Source organism: Halomonas sp. KG2 (genome assembly GCA_030440445.1).
Taxonomy (GTDB): domain Bacteria; phylum Pseudomonadota; class Gammaproteobacteria; order Pseudomonadales; family Halomonadaceae; genus Vreelandella.
Map to the genome: position 1 here is coordinate 2,227,314 of CP098528.1, position 20,590 is coordinate 2,247,903.

General features: G+C 50.3%; 22 protein-coding genes and 4 tRNA genes. 9 read left to right on the plus strand and 17 right to left on the minus strand.

From position 1 onward, the window contains the following. Window positions 1–2: 2 nt before the first annotated feature. From nei to NDQ72_10375, 4 genes are read right to left on the minus strand one after another with little or no spacing between them, the layout of a single operon-like run. Window positions 3–824 (minus strand): endonuclease VIII, encoded by an 822-nt coding sequence (gene nei / locus NDQ72_10360; GenBank protein ID WKD30314.1) that lies wholly within the window; start codon window positions 822–824, stop codon window positions 3–5. A gap of 3 nt (window positions 825–827) precedes the next feature. Next, entirely contained in the window at window positions 828–2,852 is a 2,025-nt protein-coding gene (gene uvrB, locus NDQ72_10365; protein ID WKD30315.1) for an excinuclease ABC subunit UvrB, read from the minus strand. Window positions 2,853–2,879: 27 nt separating this feature from the next. Continuing rightward, entirely contained in the window at window positions 2,880–3,287 is a 408-nt protein-coding gene (locus NDQ72_10370; protein WKD30316.1) for an OsmC family protein, read from the minus strand. Continuing rightward, window positions 3,287–3,484, minus strand: coding sequence for a hypothetical protein (locus NDQ72_10375; GenBank protein ID WKD30317.1), 198 nt, complete (start codon window positions 3,482–3,484; stop codon window positions 3,287–3,289). The genes NDQ72_10370 and NDQ72_10375 overlap by 1 nt, the downstream gene beginning before the upstream one ends. A 177-nt stretch (window positions 3,485–3,661) precedes the next feature. Here NDQ72_10375 and NDQ72_10380 point away from each other — a divergent pair, with 177 nt between their 5' ends. Then, complete coding sequence (locus NDQ72_10380; GenBank protein WKD30318.1) at window positions 3,662–4,630, plus strand: folate-binding protein; 969 nt, start codon at window positions 3,662–3,664, stop codon at window positions 4,628–4,630. Here NDQ72_10380 and NDQ72_10385 read toward each other — a convergent pair. The 8 genes from NDQ72_10385 to NDQ72_10420 form a co-directional block, all read right to left on the minus strand. Then, a complete protein-coding gene (locus NDQ72_10385; GenBank protein WKD26491.1) occupies window positions 4,627–5,418 on the minus strand; it encodes a TatD family hydrolase in 792 nt (263 codons plus the stop codon). The two genes, NDQ72_10380 and NDQ72_10385, sit on opposite strands and share 4 nt — an antisense overlap. Window positions 5,419–5,451: 33 nt before the next feature. After that, window positions 5,452–7,041 carry a peptide chain release factor 3 gene (locus NDQ72_10390; protein ID WKD26492.1) on the minus strand — a complete coding sequence of 530 codons (1,590 nt, stop codon included), beginning with the start codon at window positions 7,039–7,041 and terminating at the stop codon, window positions 5,452–5,454. A gap of 245 nt (window positions 7,042–7,286) precedes the next feature. Continuing rightward, window positions 7,287–7,496: a putative motility protein gene (locus NDQ72_10395; GenBank protein WKD26493.1), complete on the minus strand. Its 210-nt coding sequence runs from the start codon at window positions 7,494–7,496 to the stop codon at window positions 7,287–7,289. 118 nt (window positions 7,497–7,614) lie between these two features. Then, window positions 7,615–8,856 carry an FAD-binding oxidoreductase gene (locus NDQ72_10400; protein ID WKD26494.1) on the minus strand — a complete coding sequence of 414 codons (1,242 nt, stop codon included), beginning with the start codon at window positions 8,854–8,856 and terminating at the stop codon, window positions 7,615–7,617. A gap of 526 nt (window positions 8,857–9,382) precedes the next feature. After that, window positions 9,383–9,457 (minus strand) — tRNA-His (locus NDQ72_10405). A 37-nt stretch (window positions 9,458–9,494) separates the two neighbouring features. Beyond that, window positions 9,495–9,569 (minus strand) — tRNA-His (locus NDQ72_10410). A gap of 57 nt (window positions 9,570–9,626) precedes the next feature. Next, a tRNA-Arg gene (locus NDQ72_10415) sits at window positions 9,627–9,703 on the minus strand. A gap of 92 nt (window positions 9,704–9,795) precedes the next feature. Next, a tRNA-Pro gene (locus NDQ72_10420) sits at window positions 9,796–9,872 on the minus strand. 332 nt (window positions 9,873–10,204) lie between these two features. Here NDQ72_10420 and folD point away from each other — a divergent pair. Further along, a complete protein-coding gene (gene folD / locus NDQ72_10425) occupies window positions 10,205–11,071 on the plus strand; it encodes a bifunctional methylenetetrahydrofolate dehydrogenase/methenyltetrahydrofolate cyclohydrolase FolD (GenBank protein ID WKD26495.1) in 867 nt (288 codons plus the stop codon). Window positions 11,072–11,119: 48 nt separating this feature from the next. Then, entirely contained in the window at window positions 11,120–11,833 is a 714-nt protein-coding gene (mtnN, locus tag NDQ72_10430; GenBank protein ID WKD26496.1) for a 5'-methylthioadenosine/S-adenosylhomocysteine nucleosidase, read from the plus strand. Window positions 11,834–11,893: 60 nt separating this feature from the next. Here the strand turns inward: mtnN and pyrC are convergent, their stop codons facing one another. Continuing rightward, window positions 11,894–12,931: a dihydroorotase gene (pyrC, locus tag NDQ72_10435; GenBank protein ID WKD26497.1), complete on the minus strand. Its 1,038-nt coding sequence runs from the start codon at window positions 12,929–12,931 to the stop codon at window positions 11,894–11,896. 149 nt (window positions 12,932–13,080) lie between these two features. On the opposite strand from pyrC, the gene NDQ72_10440 reads away from it, so the two are divergent. From NDQ72_10440 to NDQ72_10450, 3 genes are read left to right on the plus strand one after another with little or no spacing between them, the layout of a single operon-like run. Then, window positions 13,081–13,497 carry a hypothetical protein gene (locus tag NDQ72_10440; GenBank protein ID WKD26498.1) on the plus strand — a complete coding sequence of 139 codons (417 nt, stop codon included), beginning with the start codon at window positions 13,081–13,083 and terminating at the stop codon, window positions 13,495–13,497. 7 nt (window positions 13,498–13,504) lie between these two features. Further along, entirely contained in the window at window positions 13,505–14,779 is a 1,275-nt protein-coding gene (locus tag NDQ72_10445; GenBank protein ID WKD26499.1) for an ATP-binding protein, read from the plus strand. Window positions 14,780–14,817: 38 nt separating this feature from the next. Beyond that, the gene (locus NDQ72_10450; protein WKD26500.1) at window positions 14,818–15,357 is read left to right on the plus strand and encodes a response regulator transcription factor; all 540 of its coding nucleotides are present in this window, start codon (window positions 14,818–14,820) and stop codon (window positions 15,355–15,357) included. Between the two features lie 52 nt (window positions 15,358–15,409). Here NDQ72_10450 and NDQ72_10455 read toward each other — a convergent pair whose 3' ends face one another. Next, window positions 15,410–16,183, minus strand: a complete 774-nt coding sequence (locus NDQ72_10455; GenBank protein WKD26501.1) for a 3-hydroxybutyrate dehydrogenase — start codon at window positions 16,181–16,183, stop codon at window positions 15,410–15,412. Window positions 16,184–16,258: 75 nt separating this feature from the next. Beyond that, a complete protein-coding gene (hybE, locus tag NDQ72_10460) occupies window positions 16,259–16,696 on the minus strand; it encodes a [NiFe]-hydrogenase assembly chaperone HybE (protein WKD26502.1) in 438 nt (145 codons plus the stop codon). Window positions 16,697–16,837: 141 nt separating this feature from the next. Here hybE and NDQ72_10465 point away from each other — a divergent pair, with 141 nt between their 5' ends. After that, window positions 16,838–17,101, plus strand: coding sequence for a GrxA family glutaredoxin (locus NDQ72_10465; GenBank protein WKD26503.1), 264 nt, complete (start codon window positions 16,838–16,840; stop codon window positions 17,099–17,101). Between the two features lie 122 nt (window positions 17,102–17,223). Continuing rightward, the gene (locus tag NDQ72_10470) at window positions 17,224–17,991 is read left to right on the plus strand and encodes a DUF1338 family protein (GenBank protein WKD26504.1); all 768 of its coding nucleotides are present in this window, start codon (window positions 17,224–17,226) and stop codon (window positions 17,989–17,991) included. 40 nt (window positions 17,992–18,031) lie between these two features. Here NDQ72_10470 and NDQ72_10475 read toward each other — a convergent pair whose 3' ends face one another. Continuing rightward, window positions 18,032–18,697: a CoA transferase subunit B gene (locus NDQ72_10475; protein WKD26505.1), complete on the minus strand. Its 666-nt coding sequence runs from the start codon at window positions 18,695–18,697 to the stop codon at window positions 18,032–18,034. Window positions 18,698–18,742: 45 nt separating this feature from the next. Beyond that, complete coding sequence (locus tag NDQ72_10480) at window positions 18,743–19,441, minus strand: CoA transferase subunit A (GenBank protein WKD26506.1); 699 nt, start codon at window positions 19,439–19,441, stop codon at window positions 18,743–18,745. 147 nt (window positions 19,442–19,588) lie between these two features. Between NDQ72_10480 and NDQ72_10485 the strand changes: the two genes are divergently transcribed. Continuing rightward, a complete protein-coding gene (locus tag NDQ72_10485; GenBank protein ID WKD26507.1) occupies window positions 19,589–20,482 on the plus strand; it encodes a LysR family transcriptional regulator in 894 nt (297 codons plus the stop codon). Window positions 20,483–20,590 lie beyond the last annotated feature (108 nt).

Below are 20,590 nucleotides of genomic sequence, written 5' to 3' on the forward strand. Positions count from 1 at the left end.
AACTATAGGAGCTGGCACGTTGGGCATAAATATAAACGGCGAGAGCCAACCATTATGCGTTCGATCACTGAACCGCAGCGGTGGCAGGAAAGGCCAGCGCGTTCAAACACACTAAAGCGCCATTGTCGGCGTGGCTCACCGGAGGCAATGGCTTGTTTAATCCATGCCTCACGATTAGTAACACCCGCTTCCAAATACGCCTGACGGGTCGTTTCCACAATCGTAGTGGCGAGCAGGTCTAGCTGCTTTTCAGTTAAGTCACAGGGGCGCTTTTTAGGGTGCACGTTAGATAAAAAAAGAATTTCAGAGCGCAAGTAATTTCCTAACCCAGCGACAAGCCCTTGATCAAGTAACAATGCACCCAGGCTTCTGCGTATAAACGCTGGATCAGTCAGGCGTTGTTTCACATCATCAGACGATACGTTTTGACTTAATAAATCAGGCCCAAGGCGCGACAAGAAAGGGTGATGGCTCAACTCACTCTCATGCCAGAGCGAAATATCAGACGCGCTGTAAAGACTAGCCACCCTGCCCTCAGCCACCAGCCGAACTCGTAGTGACCTTTTCGTGCTTGGCGGCCTATTTTCACTATGTAGCTTCCATACGCCATAAAGCTGATTGTGGGAATACAGCACGCGGCGGTCTGCAAAACGAACGAGCATGGCCTTGCCCCACGTATCAACTGCCTCAACTCGCTGACCAATCAATGAATCCGCTTGCACGGCGAGTTCAGGAAATGCAAACCACGCATCATCAAGATGTTTGCCACCTATCTGCTGCTCAATTCTATCTGCTGCACGGCGGATTTCAGGGCCTTCAGGCATCGATTACCCCAGCGCCAGCTGTTTTTCTTGCATTTGATGAAGCTGATCACGAAGTCTCGCCGCTTCTTCAAACTCCAGGTTCTGCGCGGCTTCAAACATGGCGTCCTCTAACTTGCTAATAGCCGCCATCAGATCGTGTTTGCTCATCGTGGCCACATCATATTCAGCAGCACTCTCTGCTACTTTCCGCTCGTTGCCACGGCGACGGCTGCTCTTCTTGCCTGGTGCCTGGGCGGCTTCAAGAATATCCGCCACAGAGCGCGTCACGGTGGTTGGCGTGATGCCATGCTCTTCGTTATGAGCGGTCTGTTTGGCGCGGCGACGTTCGGTTTCATCGATGGTTTTGCGCATTGAATCGGTGATTTTGTCACCGTATAAAATAGCTTTACCATGGGCGTTACGGGCTGCACGGCCAATGGTTTGAATCAGTGAGCGCTCAGCGCGTAAAAAGCCCTCTTTATCCGCGTCCAGGATGGCAACAAGCGACACTTCAGGAATATCTAAGCCTTCTCGAAGTAAGTTGATACCCACTAAAACATCGAACTTGCCAAGACGCAGGTCGCGAATGATTTCTACCCGCTCAACGGTATCAATATCCGAATGTAAATAGCGCACGCGGATACCGTGCTCATCAAAGTATTCGGTCAAATCTTCCGCCATGCGTTTAGTCAACGTCGTCACCAGAACACGCTCACCAACGGCGGTACGTAAGCCAATTTCTGAGAGCAGGTCATCAACCTGAGTACTGGCAGGGCGAACTTCTATTTCTGGATCTAACAAGCCTGTTGGACGCACCACCTGTTCGACAATTTGACTGGCATGTTCTGCTTCATACTTGCCCGGTGTTGCCGACACAAAGATGGTTTGAGGCGAAATAGATTCCCACTCTTCAAATTTCATTGGGCGGTTATCTAGCGCTGAGGGTAACCGAAAGCCATATTCAACCAGGGTCTCTTTTCTAGAACGGTCGCCCTTATACATACCGCCAACCTGGGGTACGCTCACATGAGACTCATCAATAAACAGTAACGCATCATCCGGCAGATAGTCGAAGAACGTCGGGGGTGGCTCGCCAGGCGCGCGGCCTGAAAGATAGCGCGAGTAGTTCTCAATGCCATTGCAGTAGCCAAGCTCTAGCATCATTTCAATATCGTAAAGGGTTCGTTGTTCTAAGCGCTGCGCTTCAACTAAACGCTCGTGCTTACGCATCCACTCAAGACGCTCCTTAAGCTCTGCCTTGATCGCATCAATAGCACCTAAAATAGTTTCTCGCGGAGTAACATAGTGAGATTTAGGATAGATGGTCATGCGAGGCACATGGGTACGCACCTCACCAGTTAACGGATCAAATAGGCGAATAGAATCAACTTCATTGTCAAACAACTCCACCCGCACCGCTTCTTCGTCAGAGTCTGCGGGGAAAATATCGATCACATCGCCCCGTACCCGGTAGGTGCCACGACGAAAATCCATATCGTTGCGGGTATATTGCAACTCGGCCAAGCGGCGTAAAAAGGCACGCTGGTCAATTAGCTCACCACGGGTGAAGTGCAATCGCATCTTGAGATACTGATCCGGATCACCGAGACCATAGATTGCCGATACCGAGACAACGATAAGCGCATCACGGCGCTCAAGCAGCGCTTTGGTAGCCGATAAACGCATTTGCTCGATATGGTCATTTATTGAGGCATCTTTCTCAATAAAGGTATCTGAAGAAGGGACATAGGCTTCCGGCTGATAATAATCGTAGTAAGAGACAAAATACTCGACAGCGTTATCCGGAAAAAACGATTTGAACTCACCATATAGCTGGGCAGCGAGCGTTTTATTGGGCGCCATTACAATCGTTGGGCGCTGCTGCTGCTGCACAACATTTGCCATCGTGAACGTTTTACCCGAGCCAGTCACCCCTAGTAAGGTCTGATGGGCAAGACCCGACTCAAGCCCACTAACCAGGCTGCGTATCGCGGCGGGCTGATCACCAGCAGGCTTAAATTTGGACTGCAGCCGGAATTCCTTGCTCATCATTACTCCTTAAGAGGGGGAAGTGAACTACTCGGTAAACGTGGAAATTTCAACCGTCGCCTGGGTCATCAACCGCTGTATCGGGCAGCGGTGGCTAATGTCTTCTAGCTTTGCCCGCTGTTCAGGATCCTCAATACCGTGGAAAATCATTGTCACGGCTAACTTATAGACACCTTTTCTTTCCTCACTATCATCGCGCTGCACTTTAACGGTGATGCCTTCCAGCGGCCACTCTTTGCGCCTGGCATACATTTGCACGGTAATCGCTTTGCAGGTACCTAGGGCAATATCAAAGTAATCATGCGGGTCGGGTGCACTACCGTCTCCTCCGACTACCGGCGGTACGTCACCATAGAGGTCTTCCAAACCATCGACTTCAATACGCTGACGAAATGTATGGTTACGCTCACTAATAATCGTGATTGGCTTATGCATCAGGAAACCTTTATACCGAGGTTTAACTTCTCGACAGCTTTTATAAGCGCTTCACGCTTAGCTCGCCCTTCTACTTCTGCTCCGTGGCGCCCTACCTCAGCACTATCGACGCCATCCAGCATCATCAGCGCCGTGGTAATCTTATTCACCTGATCGACTGTTGTGACACCTTGGAACGTTAATGATTGATATGCCATTCCTTGCCCTTTTCTACGCTGAATTGAAGTGAGTACGCTATTGAAAGCTATGCAAACCTGATACGGGCAAAGAAGTCTAGCATGCGCCAGAGCCCTTGCAATCTACCCGCAGTGCCCGCACCTTTGATACAAATGCGATTATGTTACGTTTACCCTATCTTCCCTTATGGAGTCTATATGGCGACTGTCTCTTCGTTACTCAAGATGAATGGCTGCGTCCGTTTGCCTCACCTCGCCGCCTTAGATGTCAAAGGTGCAGATGCTGAGAAATTCCTGCAAGGGCAAACAAGCGCACAGGTTAGCTTAGCCAATGGTTTTTTTGCGCCTCTTACCTGCTTTTGCACACCAAAGGGAAGAATGCTGGCCAATGCTCAATTACTAAAAATCAGCAACGACCATTATAGGCTACTGTTGAGCACCTCATTGATCGATATGCTCGCCAGTCATTTAGCCAAATTTGCCGCTTTTTATCGCGTCGAATTGCAGGCTCAGTCATCGATGCTTATCGTAGGCGCCAGCGAAAGTGCCAACGGGGTTGCTCAAGCGTTTGGTTTAGCGCTTCCTGATCAACCTTATACCCATCACAGCAATGCCCAAGCGACGGCCTTATGCCAGCCAGGTAGCGGGCGTTGGTTAATCAGCATAGAAGATTCTGCTGAACAGAGCGCTATTGAAATAAATGATGATGAAGAGGCGCTTAACACGTGGCAATTAGCAGATATCCGCAGTGGTTTGGCGTGGTTAACAGCCCCACAGCAAGATCACTTCCTCCCACAAATGTTGAATTGGGAAGCACTTGGGGGAATTAGCTTTAAAAAAGGTTGCTATACAGGACAAGAAGTCGTTGCACGGGCGCATTTCCGGGGCCAAGTGAAAAAACGCTTAGTGCGCGTTACCGCTAGTGTTAACAGCTTACCCCAGGTCGGTGACACGCTAGTGGATGAGCAGGATAAAACCGTCGGTGAAATCGTTAGCAGCGCATTTAGTGACAAGCAGCAAATTGAAATGCTCGCCGTTGCGAATACTAAAGCGATTGAAGCGCTCTCGCCCCTTTATTGGCAAGGGCATCTGATAACGCTCTGCGAGCTGCCCTATACTGTTGAGCGCCTGGATCCTGAACAGCTAGCCAGCAGCCTAACTGCCTAGTAGGAATTGCAATGTGGCAACTGAAATAAGCGAATAGCATTCGCGCTGCTGTGTGCCGCAATTTTTGCAAATGGCTGGTTCCGGAGTTCTGCTACTACACCAGCCACCTTTGCAACTCTGCATGGTTCATTACGTTGCCCCTGATAGCCGCTAAGCGGCATATCGGGGCTGTCAGTTTCTAACACAAAGCCATCGTCAGGTAAGCGTGACACCACATTACGCAATCGTTGCGCGCGCTCGTAGGTAATCGCCCCTCCCAACCCCAGGGTATAGCCTAGATCGAGAAACTTAGCGGCCTGCTCATAAGACCCTGCGAACGCATGGATAAGCCCACCACGGGGAAGCGTCAGCTGGCGTAGGCATTTGCTTACCTGATCATTGGCTTTTACGCAGTGCACCACAACAGGTAAAGCGAACTGCTTTGCTAGACCGAGCTGCGCATCGAAATAGGCCCACTGTTTATCTAATGACTCCGTAAAGCGGCCATCGATACCGCACTCACCTATTGCCACAACGCGTTTTTCGGTTTCGACTTTCTGCTCAGCTAAAAGCTGCTCCAAGGCGACTAAATCGTGGTTAACGTGTTGATCAATGAAGTAAGGGTGAAGGCCAACACAACTACTTACCTCCTTACGCGCACCAAGCGCCAGCACATTTGGCCATAGAGAGCGCGTCGTTGATGGCACAACAAAGTGTTTGACACCCACTGCCTTGGCATTTTCGATGACCGCATCGCGATCATCGTTAAACACCTCGAAATCCAGGTGGCAGTGGGCATCAATCAACATAGCAAGGAAGTCACTATAGTAAGAAAGGTATGATCAGTGCTCGCGAGTGGGCTGGAAACGAATATCTGGCCAGCGCTCTTGGGTCATCTGCAGGTTGACCCGCGTTGGTGCGATATACGTCAGGTAGCCGCCGCCATCGATAGCAAGGTTGGAGCTCGCTTTACGCTTAAACTCTTCCAACATCTTGGCGTCTTCGCAATAGACCCAGCGTGCGGTTTGTACATTGACCCCTTCATACAGACAGTCAACTTTGTACTCTTCCTTCAAACGGTGAGCAACAACGTCAAACTGCAGCGTACCGACAGCACCAAGAATCAGGTCGTTGTTATCCATCGGCATAAAGACCTGCGTAGCGCCCTCTTCAGAGAGCTGCTGGAGCCCTTTTTGCAGCGCTTTCATTTTCAACGGGTCTTTTAAACGAACACGCTTGAACAACTCTGGCGCAAAGTGAGGAATGCCGGTAAAACGCATATCTTCACCAACGGTGAAGGTATCACCAATCTGAATCGTGCCGTGATTGTGCAGGCCGATAATATCGCCTGGCCAGGCTTCCTCTACTTGAGAACGGTCTGACGCCATAAACGTTAGGGCGTCGGCAATTTTCACATCCTTGCCTATCCGCACGTGGCGCATCTTCATATTCTTTTCGTACTTACCGGAACAGACACGCAAAAAAGCAATACGGTCACGATGGTTCGGATCCATATTCGCCTGAATTTTAAATACGAACCCAGTAAAGCGATCATCTTGAGCGGTTACTTCGCGGATGTCTGTCTGGCGTGGCTGGGGCGGTGGCGCGTACTCAACAAACCCGTCCATCATTTCGCGTACGCCGAAGTTACCCATTGCGGTACCAAAGTACACGGGCGACAGCTCACCACGGCGATAGGCATCAAGATCAAACTCATGGGAAGCACCACGCACCAATTCGACTTCCATGCGCAACTCTTCGGCCTGCTCTTCACCAAGTACAGCGTCAACTTCCGGGTTATCTAAACCCTCAATTCGCTTGTCATCTGGAATACGGCTGCCTTGCCCCTGGGTATACAGATGAATAACATCGTTATAGAGGTGATACACGCCCTTAAAGTGCCGTCCCATGCCAATCGGCCATGTCATCGGCGCACACTGGATGTTCAGTACTGTCTCGACCTCGTCCATGACTTCGATGGGGTCGCGGATATCGCGGTCCATCTTGTTGATGAACGTTAATATAGGCGTGGTGCGCAAACGGCAGACTTCCATCAGCTTAATGGTACGATCTTCAACACCTTTCGCACCATCAATCACCATTAACGCGGAATCCACCGCGGTTAATGTACGGTAAGTATCTTCAGAAAAGTCTTCGTGCCCCGGCGTATCCAGCAAGTTCACGATACGCCCACCATAAGGGAACTGCATCACCGACGTCGTGACCGAGATCCCGCGCTCTTGCTCCATCTTCATCCAGTCTGATGTGGCATGGCGATCATTACGCTTGCTCTTAACAGAGCCAGCTAACTGAATAGCATTTCCGAATAACAGCATTTTTTCGGTGATGGTGGTTTTACCAGCGTCGGGGTGCGAAATAATCGCAAACGTACGGCGTAGTTCTGCTTCGCGCGCTAATTTGGCGTCAGACATGGAGTTCTCTAAAAATGGTGCAACGTTATGACTGGGATGGCGCCTTAAATATCGGCGTTTACATGGATATATGGTAACGCAACTAGGCCGCTGCGGCATACCATGGATAGCAAAGGGGGAATCAAGAATGTAGGCACTAGCGTCGTAAAAAGAGGAGCTAGAGCAACCGCTAAAAGGGTAGTGAAGGGAAATTGAAAAAAAGCGCCGAACTTGTCGGCGCTTTTCTCGTACTGACGTTTATTTGGCTAGGCGTAAGTATTGACCTGAGTCCCCACGCTGCCTTCTTGGGCAAGGCTTGGTTGAGCGCCCATATTAGCAGAGGCAAGCACTTCCGACACTTGCTGTGCTTGCATATCAAGAGCCTGCTTAAAAAGCTGCATCTGTGCTTGTTCAGCAGATTGTGCTTGATTCATATAGAGTGCGGTGCTCACTGCGTTGCTTACGGCAACATCCATCTTCCACCTCACGATTGCGATATGTTGCACCAAGATAGCAAACATCATGCTTTACTACCAAGCACCTCTCCCACTAAGTACTTAGCCAACAGTACTATGTCAACAGCTACCCACTGATTTAGAAACGGTCAGCCCTGAAAGGCGCCATATCAATCTCTGTCGGCTTACCTTCTATCATATCCGCCAGCAATTGCCCGGTAGCAGGACCTAGGGTAAATCCCTGATGCCCATGTCCAAAAGCTAACCACAGACCACGATGCTTGGGAGCCGGCCCTATAACAGGCTTCATGTCAGGCAAACATGGCCGCGCGCCTTTCCAAGCAGAGGCGTCGCGACGCTCAGCGAGGGGGAATATCGTGCGCGCAACTTTTTCTGCAGCCGCTAACTGCTGCTCATCTGCTGGCGACTCAAGCCGGTCAAGCTCAGCCCCGGTGGTTAACCGAACGCCTGCATTCATGGGGGCAAGCAAGTAACCCACTTCCGCATCCATTAACCAGTAATGAAGCTTTTTAGAAGGCTGTGTGGCGTAGTGCATGTGATAGCCACGCTTAACAAAGGTCGGGAAATGATAACCTAAGCCTTTCAGCCAGCTACCTGCCCATGGACCTAGTGCAACGACAACCTCATCTGCTTCTAGGCACTCAGCAGCCGTATCGACTTGCCAGCGCTCTCCTTGTTGCTTCAGCCCCTCAATATCAGTTTGCAAAACACGTCCGCCCTGCTGGACAAAAGCATCCGCATAAGCGGCAACCAGCCCACCCGGGTCGGCAACTGTCCAGGGGTCAAGCCAGTGAATAGCACCAATAATATCACTACCTAAATCTGGCTCTTTAGCCTCTAATGCAGCGCGGTCCAAAACGTCAAACTGAACACCAAAATTATCACGGGCGTCTTGCGCTTCTTTTACACGTTTTGCTAATTCTTCAGGCGTGCGATAAATTTCCAACCAGCCTTCCCTGCGAACCAAATGATCAGCCTTTGCCGCTTCAATCATGGGGCCGTGAGTCTTCAAGCAGAGCTGTATCAATGACGCATATTCAGGCACTATTTTTTTATAGTGTCGGCTGGAAGAGTTATGCCAGTAGCTCAACAGCGGCGAAGCAGCATTAATCATGCCGGCAGGCCGATAACGAATATCAACACGCTTGTTTGGCAGCACGCTCAGGATGGTTTTCATATCCCGCGGGAAAGCATAAGGACGAACCGCTTCGCGCTGGATAATGCCAGCATTGCCGAAAGAGGTTTCACGACCAGGTTGGCGGCGATCAACCAGCGTTACTTGATGACCACGCTGCTGCAGGTGCCATGCAATGCTGACACCGACCATACCTGCCCCTAACACCACCGTTTGACGCGCCATTGCGTTGCACTCCGTAAAAGAAAATACTGCCTACAGTTCAAATGATTGTTTTCAACAAACAACTCGTTAAAAAATATCACTATCCAAACAGCATTAACATAGCTTAAAAAACTGTTTTCAGACCTAAAAGCAGCAACAAATATCGCATTAAAAAATAATATAGATGACTTCACTGCACGTATCGCCAAAGCCATCAAAATGCACCAGCGTTTCTTACTAAAGACCTTTTTAAGCGGTTCATCAAGCGTAGGCCTGCCCCCCTACTAAGGCGGCATCGCGATAAGAAGCCTAGGAAAATTTCGCAACAATTTCAGGTAGAGAGACATTTTTCGGGCAAGAAATGAATCAAAGGCAAAACCCAGGAAAGGCATTGCGTAGCAAATAAGGTGAAAGAGGTTTAAAACACGAGCGAGCAAAACGCAAAAAAGCCGAACATAGGTCAGCTTGGTTTCAAACAAAATAATTAATAAAGGGGAAAAGTAATAATAACGCGAGAGGATTTTTTTGAGGATAATATCAAGGTTAATGGGGTGGATGATGGGGATCGAACCCACGACCACCGGAGCCACAATCCGGGGCTCTACCACTGAGCTACATCCACCACAACCTAAAACTAGAATCTAATACGAGTCATCAAATGGGGTGGATGATGGGGATCGAACCCACGACCACCGGAGCCACAATCCGGGGCTCTACCACTGAGCTACATCCACCATTGATGAAGTACTGACTTACATGTCTTACCGAATGCGTCCACTAAAAAGCCTTAATGGCACGCCCAGCAGGACTCGAACCCGCAACCTACGGCTTAGAAGGCCGTTGCTCTATCCGGTTGAGCTATGGGCGCACATAAAGCATTCTAAGAGACTGAATACTGATGAGCACTTGACCACAACCAATGTTCGGAAAAGCAAGTTACCACCTTCCGCGCTAGGTATGTGGTCGGGATGGAGGGATTCGAACCCCCGACATCCTGCTCCCAAAGCAGGCGCGCTACCAGACTGCGCTACATCCCGATTTCTTACCTTAGACGCTGCTGCATGTCCCGTCTCAAGCGAGGCATATATTACTATTTCTGAGTTTAAAGTCAACACCTAAAGTGATTGATTCGTTAGAAGCTTTGCCTTGTCGTCCTAGCATGCGAAAATCAGCCCTTCTCGAAAGCCAGTGACCTCCTGCGCTCAGCCACACAATTCTAGGTGCTGAGTTATAGATAGCGAGGTTTAAGTATCGGTGTTCAACAGAGGTTCGGGTACGATGCTCACGCGCCGCCCTCCCATACTTTAAACGCCACGGCCTAGACATAGTCACTAAGCTTCGTTTCTAACCTTCACAGGGATTCTATTACATGACCGCCCAACTTATCGATGGCAAGGCCATCGCCGCTAATGTCCGCCAGCAAGTTGCCGAGAAAATCAGCGCGCGCCAGCAAGCTGGCGCGCGGGCACCTGGACTAGCTGTTGTTGTGGTCGGGGAAGACCCAGCCTCCCATGTTTATGTCAGCAACAAACACCGCGCCTGTGAGCAGGCAGGCATCCACTCTTTTCAACATGCGCTACCCGCTGATACGCAGCAGCATGAACTGGAAGCACTGGTCGATCAGTTAAACAACGATGCAACGGTTGACGGCATTCTTGTTCAACTGCCATTGCCAGAGCATTTAGACTCTCGCCCTATTCTTGAACGCATTCGCCCAGACAAGGACGTCGACGGTTTTCACCCATACAACATTGGTCGCCTGGCGCAACGTATGCCCTCACTCAGGCCCTGCACACCGAAAGGCATTATGACCATGCTCGCCCATAGCGGCATTGCCGTACGGGGGTTAGATGCCACTGTAGTCGGCGCGTCCAACATTGTCGGTCGGCCAATGGCGTTGGAGTTGATGCTGGCAGGTTGCACCACAACGGTATGCCACCGCTTCACTCTACAGCTTGAGTCACACGTGCGCCGCGCTGACTTGGTTGTTGTCGCTGTCGGCAAACCCGGCATTGTCAAAGGGGAATGGATCAAGCCGGGTGCCATCGTGATTGACGTTGGCATTAATCGCCAAGAAGACGGCACGCTCACTGGTGACGTTGATTTTAAAGCCGCAGCAGAACGCGCTAGCTTCATTACACCCGTGCCTGGCGGCGTTGGGCCGATGACCGTTGCCACGCTACTTGAAAACACGCTAGAAGCCGCTGAACGGCACGACAAAGGCCTAGAGCAGTAGTGTTACCCACACCACTGCCGTTAACGATTTCTTAAGGAGTAATCACGAGTGCAACGTATTGGAATCATCGGCGCGATGGCGCAGGAAGTAAACATACTGGCAGGACAGCTAGAAGGCGCTGAACGCTACGAGCATGCTGGCTTCGTTTTTTATACGGGCACCCGTCACGGCTTGGAAATTATTGTGCTGCAGTCGGGGATAGGCAAGGTCAATGCGGCGGTAGGCACCGCGATTTTACTTGAGCGGCACCAGCCTGATGCGATCATTAACACCGGTTCCGCAGGCGGCTTTGCGAGCGATCTTGCTATTGGTGATGTGATTATTTCGGATGAAGTTCGCCATCATGACGTTGACGCAGTGGTCTTTGGCTATGAGCTTGGTCAGGTACCTGGCATGCCGGCAGCCTACCAAGCAGACAAACAACTTCGTGATATTGCCCGCAACGCCATTGCCGCATTAGGTGAAGTCAATGTACGTGAGGGGCTCATCGCCACAGGCGATGCCTTTATGGCCGACCCTGTTCGTGTCGCGACTACCCGTGAACAGTTTCCAACCATGCTAGCTGTCGAGATGGAAGGCGCCGCTATTGCACAAACATGTCATCTTTTTGACTGCCCATTTGTGGTCATTCGCGCGCTGTCTGATATCCCTGGCAGCGGTGACAACCACCTGTCATTCGAGCAATTTTTAGACATCGCGGCTGACCACTCATCACGGATGGTGGATCAGATGCTGATCGAGCTTGGTAAGATCAAGCAATAGACGTTAAGAAAACGGAGCCAGTCGGCTCCGTTTTTTTGATTTGCTATCCAGCTATACGCGCTACGCTTTCAGCTTCCATGCCAAGCTCTCCCCCGCCATTAATGGAATAATATGCTGACCAGCCGTATAGGGATAATGCGCTGGCAGACTCCATGAACGACGCTCCAACGTCACGCTATCAGCATTAGCCGGTAATCCATAAAAACGCGGTCCATTGAGGCTGGCAAACGCTTCTAACTTGTCCAAGGCATCCATTTCTTCGAAGGCAGCTGCATAGAGTTCAATGGCAGCAGGCGCTGTATATGCCCCTGCACAGCCGCAGCTAGACTCTTTGTCACCCTGGGCATGAGGCGCACTATCGGTGCCCAAAAAGAATTTAGGACTGCCACTGGTCGCCGCTTTCAACAACGCCTGGCGATGTTGCTCACGCTTTAGTATGGGTAAGCAGTAATAGTGTGGACGAATACCACCTGCCAGCATTTTGTTACGATTAAACAGCAGGTGGTGAGCCGTAATCGTAGCGGCAATGTTATCAGGTGCCGCTGCGACAAACTCGGCAGCCTGCTGGGTCGTAATATGCTCAAACACTACCTTAAGCTTAGGGTGTCTAGCCAAAAGCGGTTTCATCACCTGCTCAATAAACACCGCTTCTCGATCAAAAATATCAATTTCATGATCGGTCACTTCACCATGCACCAACAGCGGCATGCCAACGCTTGCTAGCATCGCAATTGTGTCATCGCAGTGGGCAATGTCGGTGACGCCCGATGCAGAGTTAGTGGTAGCGCCCGCGGGATAGAGCTTCACGGCTTTCACGACACCACTTTCAGCAGCACGCTCAATTTCTTCAGGAGGCGTCGTGTCTGTTAAATAGAGCGTCATCAAAGGTTCAAACGTACTCCCTTCGGGCAACGCTGCTAAAATTCTCTGCCGATACGCTAGTGCTTGCGCGGTAGTGGTTATCGGCGGCCTTAAATTAGGCATTATAATCGCACGCCCCATTTGGGCGGCGGTATGACCTACCACAGCGCTTAGTGCTTCATCATCACGTAAATGAAGATGCCAATCATCGGGGCGAGTCAACGTAATAGCGTCCACGGCAAGTCCTGTGCAGAAATGAATTTAGTCAAAGGGTCAGAACAGTATACCCAATACGGGTAACGGATAAATCTCCCCTATCCATCCCACAGCCGTTCCCAAGTGTCGTATCATGGCGACACTTTGTAAGGTCAAGGATTCAGTTTTTTATGCAGAATGTGCGTCGCTATGCGGACATTGTCGCCAGTATTGAAGGGTTACTTTGGCTTGGTCTTGCCTGGTCGATATCCTTTTCAATGTATTTTGGGAGTACCGAACCGACGCTGGCTGTCCTATTCGTTGTTGGTGCACTCGTGCTATTCGGTTGGGCGCACCGTCCATTGCGTTACCTGTTGAAACGCTATCACGTACGTAAGCGCCGTACTGACATGTGGATTCATACACTAGCACTACCACTCTTGCTCGCTATGTTTTTCCATATCATGTTGGAAGCCGTACTGGGCAGTGCCTGGCTACCTCCTAAAATCCTGCTATTCAACTTGCTTGCCTCAGCGGGATGGCTGACGTTCGTTATGACGTTATTTATAAAATATGTTATTCACAATGTGAAAGCATCGAGCAAATAAGCACGCTATGCCTACCCCCCTGCCTCTCCCGCTTTCGACGCCAAACCGTAACCTCGTTCGATTAACGATCGTCAGAGGTATCACCTGGACCGGCTTTTTACTGGCCATTATTGTTGGCATTGAGCTGCTCGCTTTCGACTTGCCAGTGACCGCAGTCGTCAGTGTTGTGATTGCCATGGGGATACTGAATATCGTCACATGGTGGCGCTTAGGCAGACCCAAAGCGGTTAATCATTTCGAATATCTTGCTCATTTACTGGCCGATATTGCAGGCTTAACACTGCTATTCTATTTTTCAGGCGGCTCAACAAACCCCTTTATTACTTACTATTTAGTGCCTGTCACTATCGCCGCTGCAACCCTCCCCTGGCGGCATGCTTGGATCATCGCCGCATGTTCAATGGCAGGTTACACCTACCTGATGTTCTTTTATCACCCGATACCTCAGCTGGGCCACATCAACAGCGACGGCCCACTAAGCCTTCACGTATTGGGTATGTGGCTTAATTTCGGCTTATCAGCCGGACTGGTCACGTTTTTTATCTACAAAATGGCCCATGCACTGCGTAATCGAGATAAAGCACTATCTCGCACGCGAGAAGCGGCCTTGCGCAATGAACAGGTGTTAGCCGTTGCTACTCAGGCCGCTGGCACGGCTCATGAGCTTGGCACACCGCTTTCAACCATGGCCGTGCTGCTAAATGAAATGTACCAGGACGCGCCTAATGACTCCCCCTTGCAACAAGATATAGCCATTCTTCGCCAGCAGGTAGACGTGTGCAAATCGCGCTTACAACACCTTGTTGCGACGGCTGATCGTCGGCGCATGGCAGAACCAGAGATACTGGATGCTGAACTGTGGTTAGCCGCCGTTGTGCAACGCTGGCTCGTTATCAGGCCAGATGTTAGCCACTTTTTTGATGTTGCCGAGAAACGCGGCCGCCCCTGGTTGGCCGTCGATGCCACATTAGATCAAGCGCTAACCAATTTGCTGAATAACGCCGCCGACGCCAATCCGGAACAAATTGCTATTCGACTGGATTGGCAAGATGAAAGCGTTGTTATTGATATACGCGACCATGGACCCGGCATCGCCATGTCGATTGCTGACCAGCTAGGCGACACGTTTATTTCCACCAAAAGCAAAGGCATGGGGATTGGGCTGTTTTTAACCCATGCCACCATTAATCGTTTCGGTGGTGGAGTAAGCCTGTACAATCATCCTGAAGGCGGTACGTTAACGGAAGTGACGCTGCCGCTTTGTTCCGCCCCTGATAAGTAACAGCGACGCAGAGCATTCGCCAGAAAATCGAGGACATCATGCAGACGCAAGACCAACGCCTTCTAATCGTCGACGATGATGAAATGTTTTGTCACGTGCTAAGCAGAGCGCTTTCGCGTCGTGGTTTTGAGGTGCAAGTTGCCCACGATGCTGATCAAGCAATGACGCTGATCACGCAGTTTATGCCAACGATGGCAACACTCGATCTAAAACTTGAGCATAGTTCCGGGCTTAAGCTACTGCCCGACATGTTGGCAAGCGCACCGAATTGCCGCATTGTGGTATTAACGGGGTATTCCAGCATCGCCACAGCGGTAGAAGCCATCAAACTTGGCGCCGTTAACTATCTATGCAAACCAGCGGATGCCGACGATGTTATTGCAGCTTTTGACCATCAGGATGGCGATCCCAATATTGAGTTAGCCGACAATCCTCCCTCTATCAACCGTATAACGTGGGAACACATTCAAAAGGTGTTGCAAGAGCATGATGGCAACATTTCAGCCACGGCTAGGGCGCTCGGCATGCATCGGCGCACATTACAACGCAAATTACAGAAGCGCCCGGTACGTCGGTAATTCGTCCACTCTTTGCGCAACAACGACGCAAAGAGTGGGCGTCAACGTGATGCTATTGGGCGGTCCATCCTAGATCAATGTTCCAGCTGGCACCCGTTACAGCGCCTGCCGCATCGGAAGCTAAGTAAGCAACTAGCTGAGCCACCTCGGAAGGCTCGATCAAGCGCTTAACCGCTGCGTTTTTTAGCATGATTTTTTCAATCACCTCTTGCTCATCCATCCCATGTAGCTTGGCTTGGTCAGCAATCTGATTATCTACCAGCGGTGTTTTTACATAGGCGGGGCAAATAGTATTGGCGGTAATCCCCTGCTCACCACCTTCTAAAGCGGCGGTTTTCGTTAGCCCGATCATGCCATGCTTGGCACTGATATAAGCGGCTTTGCCTGGTGAAGCCACCTGTGCATGAACAGACGCAATATTAATCACACGCCCCCAGCCTTTTTTACGCATATGTGGCCATGCTGCCTGGGTAAGCAAAAACGGCGCCGTCAGCATTAAATCAATGATTTGGCGCCACTTCTCTTCAGGGAACGTCTCAATAGAAGCGACGTGTTGAATACCTGCATTATTAACCAAAATATCGACGCCACCAAAGCGTTTAACCGCATCAGCAATCGCTCCACGGCACGCGTCGGGGTCGGTTAAATCCCCCTGATAAAACGCTGCGCCAGCCGCGTCAGCCACTTCTTTTCCAGCCGGGTTAAAGTCTACTGCTAACACTTGAAAACCCTGCTCACAGAAATGCTTCACTACCGCTTCACCAATACCGCTGCTAGTGCCAGTGACCACAGCAACACGGGGTGTGACAGCTTTTTCAGAGGACATAAACGTTCCTTTTGCTGAGATTATTCAGAGTAAAAATGTAAAAACACCAGTGTAGAGAGAGGTAGACATTTCTGCCTAACCAACCTCTGGAGAAGATTTATCAGACGCCATTAACTGCATCATCATGCGCTGGGCCAGTCGCGCAGCTTCCTGGATACTTTCTAGATCACTTAGATCCTCCAGAATGACGCGCTTATAAAGCTCGCTGCCGTTGGGCAACTGTTCACATGAAAGCGAATAGTGCCCAGAAGGAAGGTTGAGACGCAATACACTCCCCAGGGGGTCATGCTGATCCAGACGTGGCACAGCCACTAGCCACATCGCACAAGGTGTTATTAACGCACCGACCAGTAGTGTCGCATGCCCCTCTTCCCAAGGCTGGAAGCACAGCGCATCAACACCAAGACGAGGGTTATAATGATCCGTCTGCTTCATTGAGCGCAGATGCGCATCTCGATAATGCAACGCTAATTCAGCTAAGCGTGCGTATTCTTGGCCAGCTAAGGTTTGCATACGCTCTTCCGATGATTAAATATTCGCCCATAACACGGCTTAATGAAGCGTGTAGTGTAGCGCTATTAGCCAAACTGCATGAGCTGCGCCACAATAGACAACCCATTTTTAATAGATCTTTATCCTAAAGGAGTTCCTACGATGTTTGTGGTAATTTTTGGCCGCATGTCATGCCCTTTCTGCGTACGCGCAAAACATCTCGCAGAGCATTTAGAGAGCAACGGAAAGATAGAAGGCTACCGCTACGTTGATATGCCTTCAGAAGGCGTTACCAAGGAAGATATTGCAAAAACGGCTGGTAAGCCTATTCATACCGTTCCCCAAGTGTTTGTTGACCAGCAGCACATAGGCGGTTTTACTGAGTTCGACCATTTTGTGCGCCAACAGCAGCTACTGGCTTCTTAACCCAGGCGTTAAAACTGACGTTTACACCCGTTGAACAACCAAATCTTCGCTTGCCTATACTGAAGTATCACAGCTTATATGACAGTTCATGTGACGTTCGATTAGGCGGCGAGGGTATCCCCATGCAGCGAGAGGAGTTTGTTCAACAGCTTTGGCTGGACTACATACATACACACCCAGACCTTGGCGGACTAAGATTGTGGCCACTAAGTACCTCAGCCGAGTATTTGACCTTGGTGACGCTAAATCATGGCCCCTTTGCTGCTAGCGAGCTCAACGCCAGCCTTGCACATATGGGCTACCGATCAGTTGGCCATTACGCTATGGCTGATAAAGGCCTTTTGGTGCATTTACTTGCACCTAATGACAATAGCAGTTGGCTGGTATTAGCAGAATTGCAGCTGGGTACGCTTTCAAAAGCCCCCCGCGAAGCACTAACGCAGCTCGTGCTACAAAGCCACCCGGCCGATTGCCAAGGGCAAAATTTACTAAGCCGAGGACGCCCATGGCCAATGCCCTCTTGGGCGCTCTATCAGCAGCTACAACAGGCACATCCCCTCGCTGCTTGGCTAGCGATCATGGGCCCTAGACTGCATCACGCAGGTTTCGACTGCTCAACGATTGGCGAGCCCCTAGACACCTTGCATAGTCAGCTTGAAGCATGCGGCATGCCCAGTTTTGAGGGACAACAAAACGGCGTATTTTCCGTGTCATCGCTACTTGAGCATCGATTTTATCCTGCAATGCCACAAAAAACCGTTTTCAGCTCAGGCGATGAGCATCGTCTTTGTCTGGGGGGACTAGCACTCGTGCAAAAACATGTCGGCGACGACCATGAGCGTATTGCTGAAATCCTGCTGCCTTTCCACACCCGCTGTGAAATGGCGTGAGCAGATTAGCTCACGCCTGTTAAAAGTAGTCGACTAAGGGTTATTCAGCGTCAAACGTCATTTCAGGAACGTGATCGGGCACAATCAGTTTACCAGCTGTTTTTTCAATAATTTCTTCAACACTGACACCCGGTGCACGCTCTTTGAGAATAAAAGCACCGTCTTTAATTTCCAAATAAGCGAGGTCGGTCAATACGCGATTGATGCAACCTGCCCCTGTTAGAGGAAGCGTGCACTTTTCTAGCAACTTGGACTCACCGTGTTTCGAGGCGTGCGTCATAGTACAGATAATATTTTCTGCGCCAGCAACCAAATCCATCGCACCACCCATCCCTTTGATGAGCTTGCCTGGCACCATCCATGACGCAATATTTCCCTCTTGGTCCACTTCAAAAGCACCCAGCACGGTCAGGTCCACATGACCGCCACGAATCATGGCGAATGATTCTGCTGAAGAGAAAATAGCAGCCCCAGGACGAGCGGTGACCGTCTGCTTACCGGCGTTGATCATATCAGCATCAACTTCTTCCTCAGTGGGAAAACGCCCCATACCCAGCAGTCCATTTTCGGACTGCAGCATGACATCAATGCCGTCCGGCACATAGTTGGCAACCAACGTAGGTATGCCGATACCTAAATTGACGTAAAAGCCGTCTTCAAGTTCACGCGCAACGCGCTGTGCCATTTGCTCACGTGTTAAAGCCATGGTGTATACCTCTTATTGAGTGAAAATGCCTAAACCAGAGAGCGATCAGCTACGTACCGTGCGTTTTTCGATGCGCTTCTCGAATGAGCCTTGAATAATGCGATCCACGTAGATACCGGGGGTATGGATCTGGCTTGGCTCCAATTCGCCTGGTTCAACAATTTCCTCAACTTCTACAACCGTTATTTTTCCAGCAGTGGCTGCCATAGGATTGAAGTTTTGTGCCGTGTGCCGATACATGACGTTGCCGTAGCGATCCGCTTTCCAGCCTTTAACAATCGCGAAATCACCAGTAATGGCTTCTTCTAAAATATAGTGGCGGCCGTTAAATTCACGCACCTCTTTACCTTCACCAATAGGTGTTCCGTAACCTGTGGCGGTATAGAATGCAGGGATACCCGCACCACCGGCGCGCATTTTCTCGGCCAGCGTGCCTTGGGGTGTTAGCACAACTTCAATTTCGTCGTTAAGCATTTGCTGTTCAAACATTGCGTTCTCGCCAACATAAGAAGCGAGAATTTTACGAATCTGACGATCTTCGAGCAGCACGCCAAGTCCGAAACCATCAGCACCGCAATTGTTAGACACTACCGTGAGGTCAGTGACAGCCCGACGTTTAATCTCAGCGATCAAATTTTCAGGAATGCCGCAAAGGCCAAAACCGCCAGCAATCACGGTCATGCCACTTTCGATACCTTCCATCGCTTCCTCATAGGAAGATACACGCTTATCAAATCCTGCCATTGTTATGCCTCGCATTATTATCGGTGGTACGTTGCACGCGTCGTTATGATGCGGTTGGATCTGTATAGCCAGTGTTGTACCAGATGATATATTTGTTAAGTTTGTTTTTCTTATCAATTTATACAAAAAACTTATTAAAGGGTCCGTATGACCGTTAAGCAACTTCGCGCTTTTCTGGCGGTAGCCCAAACCCTGAGCTTTACCCAAGCCTGTGAGCGCCTGCACCTGTCTCAGCCAGCACTCAGCTTGGCCATCAAAGGGCTTGAAGATTCGCTGGGGGGAAAGCTGTTGATACGCAGCACCCGTAGCGTCCGACTCACACCTGAGGGTGAAACCCTTATCCCACTGGCGAAGCATTTACTTGCTCAGTGGGATAATACTGAAGAGCGACTGCGCCAACGCTTCACTCTCCAGCTTGGCCGTTTAAGCGTAGCAGCCATGCCCTCTTTTGCGTGTAATTTGCTGCCTAGCGCCCTGGTTACCTTTCGTCGGCAATATCCGAAAATCAATATTACTGTCCATGATGTTATCAACGAAGAAGTCATCGACATGGTGCGCTCTCGCCAAGTGGAAATCGGCATTGCCTTTTTACCCGAAGGAACCGGCAGCTTAACGTTTACGCCACTCTTTGAAGATCAGTTTATCGCTGTTGTTCCCCCCCAATCAGACTTGGCCCAGGCCAACACACTGAGCTGGGCCACCTTGTTACAACAGGATTTTATTACCCTTCAACGCCCATCAATGGTGCGTAGATTGCTAGAGCAGGGACTTGCCAAACAACACATTGACTTACCGGTCGCTTTTGAAAGCCATCAGCTTTCAACCGTTGGTAGAATGGTGGCCGATGGCTTAGGCGTAAGTGCCGTGCCTTCCATGTGTATTCAGCAAATGCACCAACTCGGCGCTCGTTGCGTTCCCTTAACCTCGCCAGGCATTGCCTGCCGAGTTGGGATACTGACGCATCATGAGTTATCTGTCGCGGCACAGGCTCTGAGCAAAGTACTAATCGAAGGTATCAACACACCGACACTGACGCCCTAGCACATCCGTTAAGCATGCTAAGGTTTGGTAATATACTGGGCAGCGTGGACGTGATCCTTTAGCATTTACGCGAGGTTGCTTATAAATTGGTCATCTATCGCTAGAATT

Excerpts from the sequence above, each read along its gene's own strand:
- nei (WKD30314.1), bottom strand. The coding sequence starts at position 824 with ATGCCTGAAGGCCCTGAAATCCGCCGTGCAGCAGATAGAATTGAGCAG.
- uvrB (WKD30315.1), bottom strand. The coding sequence starts at position 2,852 with ATGAGCAAGGAATTCCGGCTGCAGTCCAAATTTAAGCCTGCTGGTGAT.
- NDQ72_10370 (WKD30316.1), bottom strand. The coding sequence starts at position 3,287 with ATGCATAAGCCAATCACGATTATTAGTGAGCGTAACCATACATTTCGT.
- NDQ72_10375 (WKD30317.1), bottom strand. The coding sequence starts at position 3,484 with ATGGCATATCAATCATTAACGTTCCAAGGTGTCACAACAGTCGATCAG.
- NDQ72_10380 (WKD30318.1), top strand. The coding sequence starts at position 3,662 with ATGGCGACTGTCTCTTCGTTACTCAAGATGAATGGCTGCGTCCGTTTG.
- NDQ72_10385 (WKD26491.1), bottom strand. The coding sequence starts at position 5,418 with ATGTTGATTGATGCCCACTGCCACCTGGATTTCGAGGTGTTTAACGAT.
- NDQ72_10390 (WKD26492.1), bottom strand. The coding sequence starts at position 7,041 with ATGTCTGACGCCAAATTAGCGCGCGAAGCAGAACTACGCCGTACGTTT.
- NDQ72_10395 (WKD26493.1), bottom strand. The coding sequence starts at position 7,496 with ATGGATGTTGCCGTAAGCAACGCAGTGAGCACCGCACTCTATATGAAT.
- NDQ72_10400 (WKD26494.1), bottom strand. The coding sequence starts at position 8,856 with ATGGCGCGTCAAACGGTGGTGTTAGGGGCAGGTATGGTCGGTGTCAGC.
- folD (WKD26495.1), top strand. The coding sequence starts at position 10,205 with ATGACCGCCCAACTTATCGATGGCAAGGCCATCGCCGCTAATGTCCGC.
- NDQ72_10440 (WKD26498.1), top strand. The coding sequence starts at position 13,081 with ATGCAGAATGTGCGTCGCTATGCGGACATTGTCGCCAGTATTGAAGGG.
- NDQ72_10445 (WKD26499.1), top strand. The coding sequence starts at position 13,505 with ATGCCTACCCCCCTGCCTCTCCCGCTTTCGACGCCAAACCGTAACCTC.
- NDQ72_10450 (WKD26500.1), top strand. The coding sequence starts at position 14,818 with ATGCAGACGCAAGACCAACGCCTTCTAATCGTCGACGATGATGAAATG.
- NDQ72_10455 (WKD26501.1), bottom strand. The coding sequence starts at position 16,183 with ATGTCCTCTGAAAAAGCTGTCACACCCCGTGTTGCTGTGGTCACTGGC.
- hybE (WKD26502.1), bottom strand. The coding sequence starts at position 16,696 with ATGCAAACCTTAGCTGGCCAAGAATACGCACGCTTAGCTGAATTAGCG.
- NDQ72_10465 (WKD26503.1), top strand. The coding sequence starts at position 16,838 with ATGTTTGTGGTAATTTTTGGCCGCATGTCATGCCCTTTCTGCGTACGC.
- NDQ72_10470 (WKD26504.1), top strand. The coding sequence starts at position 17,224 with ATGCAGCGAGAGGAGTTTGTTCAACAGCTTTGGCTGGACTACATACAT.
- NDQ72_10475 (WKD26505.1), bottom strand. The coding sequence starts at position 18,697 with ATGGCTTTAACACGTGAGCAAATGGCACAGCGCGTTGCGCGTGAACTT.
- NDQ72_10480 (WKD26506.1), bottom strand. The coding sequence starts at position 19,441 with ATGGCAGGATTTGATAAGCGTGTATCTTCCTATGAGGAAGCGATGGAA.
- NDQ72_10485 (WKD26507.1), top strand. The coding sequence starts at position 19,589 with ATGACCGTTAAGCAACTTCGCGCTTTTCTGGCGGTAGCCCAAACCCTG.